The organism is Streptacidiphilus sp. PAMC 29251 (assembly GCF_054208735.2).
Map to the genome: position 1 here is coordinate 3,715,807 of NZ_CM135725.2, position 13,636 is coordinate 3,729,442.

The following is a 13,636-nucleotide window of genomic DNA, read 5'->3' on the forward strand; positions in this document are numbered from 1 at the left end:
ATCCGAACGAAAACCAGGTGCGTCCCACCACCCCCGCCCGGACACTGGGATCTCCGCCCCCCACCAATCGCCCCACCGACCACCCCACCGAAGGAGTCCCGTGCAGGGAGCCGTCACCGTGTCGCCCGCCCAGGTCCCCGAGCTGCTGCTCGGCCTGGCGACGGTCCGCCCGGTCTTCCTCTGGGGCGCCCCCGGCATCGGCAAGTCCTCCCTGGTCCGGCAGTTCGCCGACTCCCTGGGCCTGCACTGCGTCAGCCTGATCGGCACCCAGCTCGCCCCCGAGGACCTGATCGGGGTCCCGCAGATCACCCCCGAGGGCCGCTCCCGGTTCTGCCCGCCGGAGTCGATCGCCCGCGACGAGCCCTACTGCCTGTTCCTGGACGAGCTCAACGCCGCCACCCCGGACGTCCAGAAGGCCTTCTACTCGCTGATCCTGGACCGCCGGATCGGCTCCTACGAGCTGCCGCCCGGCAGCATCGTGATCGGCGCCGGCAACCGCGCCACCGACGGCGCGCTGGCCCGCCCGATGGCGTCCGCGCTGGTCAACCGGCTGGCCCACATCCATCTGCGGGCCAGTGTCGGCGACTGGATGACCTGGGCGGCCGGCAGCGGCATCCACCCCTGGATCACCGACTACCTGGTCGACCGCCCGGACCACCTCTGGTCCGCGCCGCCGAAGACCGAGGAGCCGTTCTCCACCCCGCGCGCCTGGCACATGCTCTCCGACGCGCTGCACTCCTTCGGCCCGACCCTGGACGAGGCCACCCTCAAGGTGCTCGCCCACGGCATGCTGACCCCGGCCCACGCCGTGTCCTTCTGCGGCTACGCGAAGATCGTCCGGCACTCCTTCGGCCTTGAGGCGATCCTCAAGGGCGACGCCTCCTGGCCGAACCGGGTCGAGGACCGCGACCTGCTCTACTACCTCGCCGACGCCTTCCGGGGCCGCCTGGTCAAGGAGCTCCCGGCCAGCAAGGAGCACGCCTCGGCGAGCGTCCGGCAGACCGCCTACCGGTCCAAGTCGCTGCTGGTGCAGCTGGCCGAGATCTCGGTCGAGGTCGCCCAGACCGTGATCGCGGACGGCCCGGACGGCAACCCGGTGCTGCCGTCCTGGTTCCTGATCGAGGCCGCCCGCGACCTGCCCCGGCTGGTCGAGGCACGCCGATGAGCGGACGCCGATGAGCGGACGCCAGGCGCGGGACGAGCGGGCGGACCCGGCGGCGGTCGCCTTCGTCGCCGGGATCGCCCTGCTCAAGCGCAACCCGGCGCTCGCCGCCGTCCCCTTCGAGATCTGCACCGTCAGGGACACCCACACCAAGGACGCCCACGGCAGGGACACCCACGGCAGGCAGGCCGTCGCCGTCGCCGTCGCACCCTGCGAGCACCACCCGGCCGACGGCTGGGCCGTGATCAGCTCCAACGGCCTGCTGCACCACAACCGGCGCCGCCGCGCCGAGCCCGAGGAGTGGGCCTGGGCGCTGGCGCACAGCGTGCTGCACCTCGGCTTCGGGCACGTCCCCGCGGCCCGGGGCCCGCGCGACCAGCCGGACGCCTGCGAGCTGGCGGCGCGCTGCGCCGTGGTCAACCGCTTCCTGGCCACCTTCAGCATCGGCCGCGCCCCGGACGACCTGCCGGCCCAGTACCCCGGCGACGACGAGGAGCGGCTCGCCGCCCGCTGGCGCCGCGACGGCATCCCCGCCGCCTACGAGCGGTGCGGGGTCGGCGGCAGCGGGCCGGACCAGCTGCTGCGCCCCTGGGCGCGTTTCGGGCACGACCCCGAGGACTGGACCGCCGCCTTCGCCCACGCCCTCACCCGTACCGTCTCCGCCGCGATGGACGTCGCCGCGGGCCGCCGGGAGGAGCTGACCGGCGCGCGACTGCCTCAGCGGCCCTGGGAGCGCGCGCTGAACTGGTTCGTCTCCTCCTACCCGCTGCTCGGCGGGCTGGCCGCCGGAATGACCCTGGTCGCGGACGCCGAGCTGTGCCGGGCCCATGACATCTCCATCGCCGCCGTCAACGCCGAGGCCGGGGAGATCTACGTCAACCCGCTGCGGCGCCACAGCGACGAGGAGTGGCGTTTCATCCTGGCCCACGAGATGCTGCACGCCGCGCTGCGGCACGGCGGGCGCACCGGCGGCCGGGACCCGTACCTCTTCAATGTCGCCGCCGACTACGTGATCAACGGCTGGCTGCTGGAGATGGGCGTCGGCGAGATGCCCGAGGGGCTGCTGCACGACCCCGAGCTGCACGGACTCTCGGCCGAGGAGGTGTACGACCGGATCGTCCGGGACCAGCGGCGGATGCGGCGGCTGGCCACCCTGCGCGGCAAGGGCATCGGCGACATCCTCGGCGAGCCGCTGCACCGGCTGCCCAACGGTGGATTTGTCGACCTGGACGAGTTCTACCGGCGCGGACTGCAGCAGGGCTTCGAGCTGCACACCCGTAGTCGCGGGCTGCTGCCGGCCGGGCTGGTCGAGGAGATCCGCGCGCTGGCCCAGCCGCCGCTGCCCTGGGATGCCCGGCTGGCCCGCTGGTTCGACGAGTTCGTGCCCCGTCCCGAGCCGGTGCGCTCCTACGCGCGCCCCTCGCGCCGGCAGGCGTCCACGCCGGACATCCCCCGCGCCGGACGCTACTTCCCGCCGGAGGAGGTCGCCCGCTGCACCTTCGGGGTGCTGCTGGACACCTCAGGGTCGATGAGCCGGATCCTGCTCGGCAAGGCGCTGGGCGCGATCGCCTCGTACGCGGCCTCCCGCGACGTTCCGGCCGCCCGGCTGGTGATGTGCGACGCGGCCGCCTTTGACGCCGGCTACCTGCCGGTCGACGAGATCGCCGGGCGGGTACGGGTTCGCGGGCGCGGCGGCACGGTGCTGCAGCCCGGTGTGGACCTGCTGCAGCGGGCCCAGGACTTCCCGGCCGCCGCGCCGCTGCTGATCATCACCGACACCGACTGCGACACCCTCCGGGTCCCGCGCCGCGAGCACGCCTACCTCGTCCCGCGCGGCGCGACCCTGCCGTTCACCCCGCGCGGCCCGGTCTTCCACCTGAGCTGAGCCGAAGCCGTCCCGTGGAACCCGTCCCGTGGAACCCGTCCCGCCCCTCGGCCTCCCGCCCCTCGGCCTCCCGCCCCTCGGCCCCCGGCCCGCTGTCGGTGCTCAGTGGTACGTTCCGCAGAACAGACCCACGGACATACCCAGGAACAGCAGGAGAGGACGGCAGGTGGCGGAACGGGTCGCGGTCGCGGCGGACCAGGACGGCCCCGGCGGGCGGTGGCAACCGCTCAGCGAGAGCGGTGCTCCGCTCGGCGAACCGGTCAGGGTCCGCGATCTGGCCGCCGCCCTGGCCGAGGGCGAGGCCGCCGCGTCCCCGCGCTGGGTCTGGGCCGCCACCGACGAGGTGTACGGGCGGCTGCTGCCCCGGCTGCCCGCGTCCCGGCTGGCCCGCTGCCACGACGTGAAGCTGGTCGAGCCGCTGCTGCTCGGTATGGAGGACCGCTACGGCCAGCCGCGCTCGCTCGGCGCGGCCTGGGCCAGGCTGCACCACCAGCCGGTCCCGGCCGACCTGCCGGAGGGCTCGGCCACGTCCGACGAGGACACCCTGTTCGCCCCGGACCGCACCCGGCTGCCCCCCGGCGTCGACCCGCTGAACGCCCTGGTCGAGGTGCACGCCGAGCAGCAGCGCCGGATCACCGCCGCCGCCGAACCGGGGCGCACCCGGCTGCTCTGCGCGGCGGAGTCGGCCGGCGGGCTGGTCGCCGCCGAGATGGCCTTCGACGGCCTGCCCTGGAGCGCCCAGGTGCACGACGAGCTGCTCTACGACCTGCTGGGCTCCCGCCCGCGCGGCGGCGCGCTGCCCGCCAAGCTCGCCGCCCTCTCCTACGACCTCCAGCAGGCGCTGGGCGGCAAGCCACTGAACCCCGACTCCCCCGGCCAGGTGATCCGGGCCTTCGCCGAGCAGGGCGTCAGCCTCACCACCACCCGCAACTGGGTGCTGCGCGACCTGGACCACCCGGCCGCGCCGCTGCTGCTGCGCTACAAGGAGCTGTCCCGGATCCACGCCGCCCACGGCTGGGCCTGGCGCGAGACCTGGGCCCGCGACGGCCGGTTCCGGCCCGAGTACGTGGTCGGCGGCGTGGTGTCGGGGCGCTGGGCCAGCCGCGGCGGCGGCGCGCTGCAGATCCCGCGGATCCTGCGCGGCGCGGTGGTCGCCGACCCCGGCTGGCGGCTGGTGGTCGCGGACGCGGGCCAGCTGGAACCGCGGGTGCTGGCGGCCATGTCCAACGACCCCGGCATGATCCGCGCGGGCGCGGCCGGGGACCTCTACGCGGGCCTGGCCGCCGAGGCCTTCCACGGCGACCGGGCCCGCGCCAAGCTGGGCCTGCTCGGCGCGATGTACGGGCAGACCAGCGGCGAGACCGGCCAGCTGGTCGCGGTGCTACGGCGGCGCTTCCCGCAGGCCATGGGCCTGGTGGAGGCCGCGGCCAGGACCGGCGAGGCGGGCGGCGTGGTGCGCTCCCAGCTGGGACGGGTCTGCCCGCCGCCGTCCGCGAGCTGGCTGGACCTCACCGAGGGGGCCGGGCCGGCCACCGACGCGGGCGACGACAGCGCCGCCCGGGACACCCGCTCGCGGGGCCGCTTCACCCGCAACTTCGTGATCCAGGCCAGCGCCGCGGACTGGGCCCTGGCCCTGATCGCCGGGCTGCGCCGCCGCCTCGCCGCGATCCCGGTCGCGACCGACGGCGACCGTCCCCGGCTGGTGTTCTTCCAGCACGACGAGGTGATCGTGCACACCCCGGCCCAGCTCGCCGACGCCGTCCGCGAGGCCGTGGCCGGGGCCGGGGAGGAGGCCCGGCGGCTGGTCTTCGGCGCGACCCCGGTGCACTTCCCGCTGGACACCCATGTCGCCAACAGCTACCTCGACGCCAAGGGCGGCACCGACGACGAGGACGAGGACCCGGACGCCTGACCCGGCGTCAGCGGCTCGACGTCAGCGGCCTTCAGCGGCCTGGCGTCAGCGTTGCGGCGTCAGCGGCATGACCAGCGCCCACAGCCCGGGGAAGCTCGCCTCCACCTCGGCCCGGCGCAGCCGGTTCACCCGCCGCGCCCCGGCGTCCCGCTGCTCGACCAGGCCCGCCTCGCGCAGCACCGTGAAGTGGTGGCTCAGACCCGCCTTCCCCACCGGCACGTCGAAGCTGCCGCAGGCCCGGGACCAGTCCTCGCTGCCCGCGAGCTGGCGGACGATGGCCAACCGCACCGGGTCGGCGAGCGCGGCGAACACCGCCTCGACCGGTACGTCGTGCGGATCGTTGTGCCGCGGCGCGGTGCGCTGGCCCATGACGCCCCTCCCGGAAGTCCCTTGAAGTGTTCGATCAAATGCGTACACTCGCTAGTGTTCGCAATTCATCGAACAGTCTAGCCGGGAGTCAGCCATGCGCGCAGTAGTCGTCGAGGAGTTCGGGACGCCGGAGGTGCTGCGGCTCCGCGAGGTCCCGGAGCCGGTGCCGGGCCCGGGACAGGTCGCCATCACCACCGCCTACGCCGGAATCAACTTCGCCGAGATCCAGGCCCGCTCCAGCGGCTACCGGGTCAGCGGGCTGCCCTTCGTCCCGGGCCTGGAGGCGGCGGGCCAGGTCCGCGCCGTGGGCGCGGGCGTGACGGAGCTTCAGGTCGGGCAGCCGGTCGTCGCGCTGCTGGCCGGCGGCGGCTACGCCGAGGTCGCCCTCGCCGAAGCCACGCAGACCCTTCCGGTCCCCGACGGGCTGAGCCTGCGCGAGGCCGCCGCGCTGCCCTCCGTCCTGCCCACCGCCTATGCGCTGATCCACCACGCCGGGCGGCTCCGCGCGGGCGAGAGCGTGCTGGTCCAGGGCGCGGCCGGCGGCGTCGGCAGCGCGCTGGGCCAGGTCGCCAGAATCGCCGGGGCGGGCAGGATCTACGGCGTGGTCTCGCACCAGGACAAGGTGAAGTACGCCCTGGAGCTCGGCTACGACGAGGTCTTCGTCGGCGACGACTTCGACCGGCAGCTGGCGACGGCCACCGGCGGCCGGGGCGTGGACCTCGCCCTGGACCCGGTCGGCGGCGACACCTGGCAGCGCAGCGTGGCCTCGCTGGCCCGCTACGGCCGCGCGGTCGCCTTCGGCAACGCGGGCGGGGCCGCGCCCTGGACGGCGTCCTTCGCCGACCTCGCGCCGCGGGCCCTGAGCGTGTCCGCCTTCAGCATCCTCGGCCTGGCCGCCGCCGACCCGGCGGCGCTCCGCGCCCTGACCACCGCCGCGTTCGCCCTGGCCGCGAACGAGGGCGTCCGGCTCCCGGTCACTGCCGAGTTCCCGCTCGCCGCGGTGGCCGAGGCCCACCGCCTGGTCGAAAGCCGAGCCAGCACCGGCAAGCTGCTGCTCGCGGTGAACCCCTGACGAAGCCGGCCCCGGCCGAGCCGGTCCCGAGCGGGCGGGGCATGGTCCGGGCCGCCGGGGGCAGCCGAAGGTCAGTACCGGCCAGCCGCGGCCGGTGCCCGACCGGAAGGCTCCGTCCATGCCCCGCCTCGACCGACCCTGGCAGCAGCGGATGCAGCAGCAGATGCAGCAACGCCCCCGCAGCGCCATGTTCAGCAATGTGCAGGTCTCCGAGGACACCGCCCGCGGGCTCTCGATCGCGAGCATGGTCTGCGGCATCCTGGCGATCTTCGCGGCCCCCTACCTGCTCGGCCCGATCGCCCTGGCCCTCGGCGGCATCGCGCTCCAGGGCGCGCCCGGCCTGAGCGGCAACCACCGCGGAATGGCTATCTGCGGCTTCATCCTGGGCGCCGTCGCCATCGTGCTGTTCGTGCTGTCGCTGATCTTCGGCCTGTTCAATTTCGGCATGGGCTGGTAGCCGATAGCCGGGACGGCATAATCCCCTGCGTGATCTCCACCGGCCGACTCCGCCTCGAACCAGCCTCCGCAGAAGCCGCGGGGCAGCTCGCGTACGGGGGCGACGGCGGCTGGACCTGGCTCGGCGGCGGCCCCGAGGAGGGGACCCGGGGCATGGCCGGGATCGTCGCCCGAGCCGCCGAGGTCGGCTGGCACCGGCCGCCGTGGGGGCTCTACGTGGTGGTGCACCCGGCGGACGGCCTCGCCGTCGGCAGCGTGGGCTTCCACGGGCCTCCCGACGCGAACGGCGCGGTGGAGATCGGCTACGACCTGGTGCCGCAGGCCAGGGGTTTCGGCCTCGCCACCGAGGCCGCCCAGGCGCTGACCCGGTACGCCTTCACCCACCCCGCCGTCCGCAGCGTCCTCGCGGTGACCAGGCCGGACAACCTGCCGTCGCAGCGGGTGCTGCTGCGCGCGGGATTCGTCCGGACGCCGGACCTGGAGGGGCTGCGGCGATATCGGGTCGACAGGTGAGGGGGCTGCTTGCGTAGGGTGGGGAGTGCAATGGGTACCCCGCAGAGCTCCGCAGCCGTCGACTCCTCGCCAGTCGCCCCCCTCCCCCCCGTCTCGTCCGACGCCCCCGCCGCCCCGGACGGCCCCGGGACCAGCGCCCCGGCGCCGACGCACGCCCGGACGCCCCGGACCCGGCGCGGCCGCGCCGCGCGCGAGGTGGACGCGGACGCCGAGGCGGTGGTCGTGGCGACGCGACCCGCACCCCCGCCGAGGCCGGCGCAGGCCCGGAGCCCACCGCCGGTGGTTCCGCCGAGCCCACCCCTGATGGTTCCGCCGTGCACTCCGCAGGCAGGGAGCGCGGTGCACGCGCCGAGCGCGCAGAAGGCACCCGTACCGCCGCCGAAGGCACCCGCGCCCGCGGCCGTGGGCGTGGCCGAACCCGCGCCGCCACCGCCGACGCACCCGCCGACGCCGCCACCGCCACCGCCACCGCCACCGCCGACGCCACCGCCCCCGCCCCCACCCCCACCCCCGCGACGGACCCCGCGCCGCAGGGCACGGCCACCCCCCTCTCCGACCTGGTAGCCCGCCTGCAGACGCTCACCCTCCGCGACGAGGAACGCCTGGGCCGCCGCCTCGAAGGCCTGCGCAAGCTGCGCGAGCCGGAAAAACGCGACCGCGCCCAAGCGGCCCTCGCCGCCGAGATCGAGGCCGCCGAGCTCCGGGTCGAGAACCGCCGCGCCTCGATCCCGACCCCGACCTACCCGGAGTCGCTGCCGGTCAGCGCCCGCCGCGAGGACATCCTGGCCGCGATCAGGGACCACCAGGTCGTGATCATCGCCGGTGAGACCGGGTCGGGAAAGACCACCCAGATCCCCAAGATCTGCCTGGAGCTGGGCCGCGGCGTCCGCGGCCTGATCGGGCACACCCAGCCCCGCCGGATCGCCGCCCGTACCGTCGCCGAGCGCGTCGCGGAGGAGCTGGGCACCGAGCTGGGCGAGACCGTCGGCTGGAAGGTCCGCTTCACCGACCAGGTCGGCCCGGACACGGCCGTCAAGGTGATGACCGACGGCATCCTCCTCGCCGAGATCCAGAACGACCGGCGGCTGCGCCAGTACGACACGCTGATCATCGACGAGGCGCACGAGCGCAGCCTCAACATCGACTTCATCCTCGGCTACCTCAAGCAGCTGCTGCCGAAGCGTCCCGACCTCAAGCTGGTGATCACCTCCGCGACCATCGACCCGGAGCGCTTCGCCGAGCACTTCACCGACGCCCGCAGCGGCGAGGCCGCCCCGATCATCGAGGTGTCCGGACGGACCTTCCCGGTCGAGGTCCGCTACCGCCCGGTGATCGAGGAAGGCGAGGAGGGCGCGGAGGAGCCGGACGCGATCGACCGCGACCGCGACCAGGTGCAGGCCATCTGCGACGCGGTCGACGAGCTGAGCAAGGAGGGCACCGGCGACATCCTGGTGTTCCTCTCCGGCGAGCGCGAGATCCGGGACACCGCCGACGCGCTGGAGAAGCAGAACCTCCGCCTCACCGAGGTGATCCCGCTCTACGCCCGGCTCTCCTCCGCCGAGCAGCACCGCGTCTTCCAGTCCCACACCGGCCGCCGGATCGTCCTGGCCACCAACGTCGCCGAGACCAGTCTCACCGTCCCCGGCATCCGCTACGTGATCGACCCCGGCACCGCCCGCATCTCCCGCTACAGCCATCGCACCAAGGTCCAGCGGCTGCCGATCGAGGCGGTCTCGCAGGCCAGCGCCAACCAGCGGAAGGGCCGCTGCGGCCGTACGTCCGACGGCATCTGCATCCGGCTGTACTCGGAGGAGGACTTCCTCTCCCGTCCCGAGTTCACCGACCCGGAGATCCTGCGCACCAACCTGGCCTCGGTCATCCTGCAGATGACCGCCGCCGGGCTCGGCGACATCGGCGCGTTCCCGTTCCTGGAGCCGCCGGACCGCCGCAACGTCAAGGACGGCGTGGACCTGCTCCAGGAGCTCGGCGCGCTGGTGACCAACACCAAGGTCAACACGCTCACCCCGCTCGGCCGCAAGCTCTCCGCGCTCCCGGTGGACCCGCGCCTCGCCCGGATGGTGCTGGAGGCCGAGAAGCACGGCGTGGTCCGCGAAGTGATGGTGATCACCGCCGCACTGTCGATCCAGGACCCGCGCGAGCGCCCGGTCGAGAAGCGGGCGCACGCCGACCAGCTGCACGCCCGCTTCACCGATCCGACCTCGGACTTCCTCACCTACCTCAACCTCTGGCGCTATCTGAAGGACCAGCAGAAGGAGCTGTCCTCCAGCCAGTTCCGCCGGATGTGCAAGTCGGAGTTCCTGAACTACCTGCGGATACGCGAATGGCAGGACATCGACGCGCAGCTGCGCCAGGTGGCCAAGTCGCTCGACATCAATATCGGCCACCCCGCCGACGAGGTGGACGGCGACGCCGTGCACCGCTCGCTGCTGGCCGGGCTGCTGTCGCACATCGGCCTCAAGGACGCCGAGAAGCAGGAGTACTTCGGCGCCCGCAGCGCCAAGTTCGCGATCTTCCCGGGCTCCGCGCTCTTCAAGAAGACGCCGCGCTGGGTGATCGCCGCCGAGCTGGTGGAGACCTCCCGGCTGTGGGCCAGGATCGCCGCCAAGGTCGAGCCCGAGTGGATCGAGGAGCAGGCCGCCCACCTGCTGAAACGCAGCTACAGCGAGCCGCACTGGGAGAAGGACCGGGGCCAGGTCGTCGCCTTCGAGAAGGTCACCCTCTACGGGGTGACCCTGGTCGCCCAGCGCAAGGTCGGCTATGGCGCGATCGATCCGGAGCTGTCCCGCGAGCTGTTCATCCGGCGCGCCCTGGTCGAGGGCGAGTGGCGCACCCACCACCGCTTCTTCCATGACAACCGCAAGCTGCTGGACGAGGTCGAGGAGCTGGAGAACCGGGCCCGCCGCCGCGACATCCTGGTCGACGAGGAGACCCTGTTCGACTTCTACGACCAGCGGATCGCCTCCGACATCGTCTCCGGCGCGCACTTCGACAGCTGGTGGAAGAAGACCCACCGCACCCGCCCCGAGCTGCTGACCTTCACCCCCGAGCTGCTGGTCAACGACAACGCGGCGACGGTCACCGAACGCGACTACCCCTCGGTCTGGCGGCAGGGCGACATCGAGCTGCCGCTGACGTACCAGTTCGAACCGGGCGCGGAGGCCGACGGGGTAACCGTCCACATCCCGCTGGCCCTGCTGAACCAGGTCCGGGCGACCGGCTTCGACTGGCAGATCCCCGGCCTGCGCGAGGACCTGGTGACGGCGCTGATCCGGTCGCTGCCCAAGGCGCTGCGCCGCAACTTCGTACCGGCGCCCGACTACGCCAAGCGGCTGATGCAGGGCCTGGGCCAGCGCGACCCCGCCACCGCGTCCACCGAGGACAAACCGCTGGTGGAGCTGCTGGAGTGGCAGCTGCACCGGCTCCGCGGCATCCCGGTCCCGCGCGACAGCTGGGCCCTGGACGCCGTCCCGGACCACCTGCGGATCACCTTCCGGGTGGTGGACGACAAGAACCGCAAGCTGGGCGAGTCCAAGGATCTGGACACGCTCAAGCTGGACCTCAAGACCCGGACCCAGGCCGCGATCGCCGAGGCGGCCGGCGGCCTGGAGAAGCGCGGCCTGACCGACTGGACCATCGGCGAGCTGCCGGACGTCTTCGCGCAGAAGCGCGGCACCCAGACCGTGAAGGGCTATCCGGCGCTGGTGGACGACGGCGCGACCGTCTCGGTCCGGCTGCTGGACACCCCGCGGGCGCAGCAGCGGGCGATGCTCGCCGGGACCAGGCGACTGCTGCTGCTCGGCCTCCCCTCCCCGATCAACTCGATCCAGGGACGCCTCGGCAACGGCGCCAAGCTCGCCCTGGCCGCCAGCCCGCACGGCAGCACCGAGGCGCTGTTCGCGGACTGCCTGACGGCGGCGGCCGACAAACTGATCGCCGACGCGGGCGGCCCGGTCTGGGACGAGGCGTCGTACCGGCGGCTGCGCGACGCGGTCCGCGCCGACCTCTACGACGTCACCGCCGACACCGTGGTGAAGACCGCCAACATCCTGGCGGTGAACCACCGGGTGGCCGAGCGGCTGAAGACCATCGGCAACAGCCTGGCCATGCTCACCGGCATCACCGATGTCCGGGCCCAGCTGGCCGAGCTGATCCACCCGGGCTTCGTCGCCGAGACGGGCCACCGCCGGCTGCCGGACCTGCTGCGCTACCTCAAGGCGATCGAACGCCGGCTGGTGAAGCTCCCGGACGACCCGCACCGCGACCGCGACCGCACCAGCGTGATGCTGCGGATGCGGGACGCCTACGACGAGCTGCTGGCGGTGCTGCCGCCGGACCGGATGGACGAGGAGGGCACCGTCCAGATCCGCTGGATGCTGGAGGAGCTGCGGGTCAGCCTCTGGGCGCAGCCGCTGGGCACCCCCTACGCGGTGTCCGAGCAGCGCATCCTGCGGGCGATCGACGCGATCAAGGGCTGACGGGCCCAGGTGCTCAGTGGGATCAGCGCTCGGCCGGTGCCTCCAGCACCGGCCGCAGCCGCGTCAGCAGCCCGAACAGCACCACCCGCTCCTCGTCGCTGAGCAGGTCCAGCGCCTGGTGCGTGGTCTGCATGTCGGCGCGGACGGCGCGGATCGCGGCCTCGCCGGCCTCGGTCGCCAGGACGATCTTGATCCGCCGGTCGCTGGCGCTGACCTCGCGCCGGACCAGGCCGCGGACCTCGAGACGGTCCACCAGACCGGTCACATTGGAGGCGTCGCAGACCAGCTGCTCGGCGATCCCGCGCATCGGCAGCGGCTTGCGCACCAGCACCGCGAGCGCCTTGGCCTGCACGGACGTCAGTCCGTGCCGCGCGGCGACGGCGGCGAAGTCCTGGAAGTAGGCGTTCCCGATGGCGGCGAACTCCTCGATGAGGCTCGCCTTGCTCGGCACGACGGCGGACGCGGGAATGCTGTTCATACCGCCGAGCCTACTGCAACAACTTGACATCATCAATGATTTAGGTCGACGCGGAACCGGAGGCCGAACCCCTGCCCGCCGTGTGCATGCCCGGCACCGGACCGATAATCTCCCTGCACCATCAACGGTGGGGGGAGCCTGACGTGGGAAGCAGCTGGAACGTGATCACCGTCGGCCGGGGCCGCCGGCGGCGGCAACTGGGCTGGGCCGGCACCGTCACCCTGATCGCCATCGGGGTGGTGATCTTCCTCCCGGCCACCGGCGACAGCCCCACCGGCACCCTCTCCCTGGTCTCCGCGCTCCCGTTCTGGCTGCTGGCCCTCAGCTGGCCGGTCTGGCGCGCCCCGGCCTCCGCCCTGCCGGAGGGCCTGCGCCGACGCCGCCGGCACCGCCGGATCTGCTGGCGGGCCTCGATCGTGCTGCTGTTCCTCTCCTCCTTCGCGCTGATCACCTGCGCCTACTGGGGCTGGCGGCGGGACCACGGGCCGGTCCTGCAGGCCGCCCTCTACTCGAACACGGCCGACCTCTGCGGCAACGTCACCCTCTGGCTGTTCCTGCTCGCGCCGATCCCCGGACTGCTGGACGTCCCGCTCTGGCGGCTGTATCCGGCCCCGATCCGGCGCAGCGCCCTGCTCGGCGCGATGGAGGAGGCGCTGGCCCGGCCCAGGCGCTTCCGGCGCACCCCCGAGGACCAGCGCCCCGCGCCCGGCTACGATCCCGACGCGGGCTGGCTCGGCCGCCCCCGCCCGGTGTTCGCCCGCATGCCCGACCCGCTGCCGGGCGAGCCGCTGACGATCCGTCCGGTCTCGCCGACCCGCGGCCGGGGCATCCGGTCCGAGGCCCGCGCCGAACCCCGGTTCCCCGGCTGGCAGGAGCACGGCGCCATCAGCTGGGACGGCCGGGCCCTGTTCTTCACCGACGCCCGCCGCCGCCACCTCCGGGTGCCGATCGAGGACGCCGCCGAGCTGGTGCAGGTGGCGGAGAGCCGCGAGTACGGCCCGCTGGATGTGCTGATGCTGCTGGACGCCCAGGGGAAGTACCTGGTCAAGCTGCCCGCGACCGGCTTCAGGCGGCATGAGGTGGCCGCGCTGGCCGCCGCCGCGGGGCTGCCCTTCGCTTGCTACGACCTCGGCAGCTCCGACGAGAGCGGCGCCAGCCTCCACCTCGCCCTCTTCCCGGCCAGGCGCGGGGCGCCCACCCTCCGCCTGCGCTGAACGACTGAACAACTCACTTCGGCCCTTGACCCTGTCCCTGGGGCAGGCCCGAGGCTGGGGCCACGACAGGAAGGCGCAA

The 13,636-nt window shown here is 73.6% G+C and carries 10 protein-coding genes; 8 read left to right on the forward strand and 2 right to left on the reverse strand.

Going from position 1 to position 13,636, the window contains the following annotated elements:
* Positions 1 to 100 precede the first annotated feature (100 nt).
* The 3 genes from ACXKR8_RS17400 to ACXKR8_RS17410 all read left to right on the forward strand — a co-directional run bounded on the left by ACXKR8_RS17400 (position 101) and on the right by ACXKR8_RS17410 (position 4,959).
* The gene (locus ACXKR8_RS17400) at positions 101 to 1,165 is read left to right on the forward strand and encodes an AAA family ATPase (RefSeq protein WP_458273816.1); all 1,065 of its coding nucleotides are present in this window, start codon (positions 101 to 103) and stop codon (positions 1,163 to 1,165) included.
* Positions 1,166 to 1,175: 10 nt separating this feature from the next.
* On the forward strand, positions 1,176 to 3,047 hold the full coding sequence (locus ACXKR8_RS17405; protein WP_458273817.1) for a vWA domain-containing protein: 1,872 nt from the start codon (positions 1,176 to 1,178) through the stop codon (positions 3,045 to 3,047).
* Between the two features lie 166 nt (positions 3,048 to 3,213).
* Complete coding sequence (locus ACXKR8_RS17410) at positions 3,214 to 4,959, forward strand: bifunctional 3'-5' exonuclease/DNA polymerase (RefSeq protein WP_458273818.1); 1,746 nt, start codon at positions 3,214 to 3,216, stop codon at positions 4,957 to 4,959.
* A gap of 45 nt (positions 4,960 to 5,004) precedes the next feature.
* On the opposite strand, the gene ACXKR8_RS17415 is transcribed toward ACXKR8_RS17410, so the two are convergent.
* A complete protein-coding gene (locus tag ACXKR8_RS17415; protein WP_458273819.1) occupies positions 5,005 to 5,328 on the reverse strand; it encodes an ArsR/SmtB family transcription factor in 324 nt (107 codons plus the stop codon).
* Positions 5,329 to 5,422: 94 nt separating this feature from the next.
* On the opposite strand from ACXKR8_RS17415, the gene ACXKR8_RS17420 reads away from it, so the two are divergent.
* The 4 genes from ACXKR8_RS17420 (at position 5,423) to hrpA (ending at position 11,865) form a co-directional block, all read left to right on the forward strand.
* On the forward strand, positions 5,423 to 6,400 hold the full coding sequence (locus ACXKR8_RS17420) for a quinone oxidoreductase family protein (RefSeq protein ID WP_458273820.1): 978 nt from the start codon (positions 5,423 to 5,425) through the stop codon (positions 6,398 to 6,400).
* A gap of 118 nt (positions 6,401 to 6,518) precedes the next feature.
* The gene (locus tag ACXKR8_RS17425; protein ID WP_458273821.1) at positions 6,519 to 6,857 is read left to right on the forward strand and encodes a DUF4190 domain-containing protein; all 339 of its coding nucleotides are present in this window, start codon (positions 6,519 to 6,521) and stop codon (positions 6,855 to 6,857) included.
* A gap of 29 nt (positions 6,858 to 6,886) precedes the next feature.
* A complete protein-coding gene (locus tag ACXKR8_RS17430) occupies positions 6,887 to 7,369 on the forward strand; it encodes a GNAT family N-acetyltransferase (protein WP_458273822.1) in 483 nt (160 codons plus the stop codon).
* Positions 7,370 to 7,926: 557 nt separating this feature from the next.
* Positions 7,927 to 11,865 (forward strand): ATP-dependent RNA helicase HrpA, encoded by a 3,939-nt coding sequence (gene hrpA, locus ACXKR8_RS17435; protein WP_462100685.1) that lies wholly within the window; start codon positions 7,927 to 7,929, stop codon positions 11,863 to 11,865.
* Positions 11,866 to 11,887: 22 nt separating this feature from the next.
* On the opposite strand, the gene ACXKR8_RS17440 is transcribed toward hrpA, so the two are convergent.
* Complete coding sequence (locus tag ACXKR8_RS17440) at positions 11,888 to 12,343, reverse strand: MarR family winged helix-turn-helix transcriptional regulator (RefSeq protein ID WP_458273824.1); 456 nt, start codon at positions 12,341 to 12,343, stop codon at positions 11,888 to 11,890.
* A 143-nt stretch (positions 12,344 to 12,486) separates the two neighbouring features.
* On the opposite strand from ACXKR8_RS17440, the gene ACXKR8_RS17445 reads away from it, so the two are divergent.
* Positions 12,487 to 13,557 carry a hypothetical protein gene (locus tag ACXKR8_RS17445; protein ID WP_458273825.1) on the forward strand — a complete coding sequence of 357 codons (1,071 nt, stop codon included), beginning with the start codon at positions 12,487 to 12,489 and terminating at the stop codon, positions 13,555 to 13,557.
* Positions 13,558 to 13,636 lie beyond the last annotated feature (79 nt).

Excerpts from the sequence above, each read along its gene's own strand:
- ACXKR8_RS17405 (WP_458273817.1), top strand. The coding sequence starts at position 1,176 with ATGAGCGGACGCCAGGCGCGGGACGAGCGGGCGGACCCGGCGGCGGTC.
- ACXKR8_RS17415 (WP_458273819.1), bottom strand. The coding sequence starts at position 5,328 with ATGGGCCAGCGCACCGCGCCGCGGCACAACGATCCGCACGACGTACCG.
- ACXKR8_RS17420 (WP_458273820.1), top strand. The coding sequence starts at position 5,423 with ATGCGCGCAGTAGTCGTCGAGGAGTTCGGGACGCCGGAGGTGCTGCGG.
- ACXKR8_RS17425 (WP_458273821.1), top strand. The coding sequence starts at position 6,519 with ATGCCCCGCCTCGACCGACCCTGGCAGCAGCGGATGCAGCAGCAGATG.
- ACXKR8_RS17440 (WP_458273824.1), bottom strand. The coding sequence starts at position 12,343 with ATGAACAGCATTCCCGCGTCCGCCGTCGTGCCGAGCAAGGCGAGCCTC.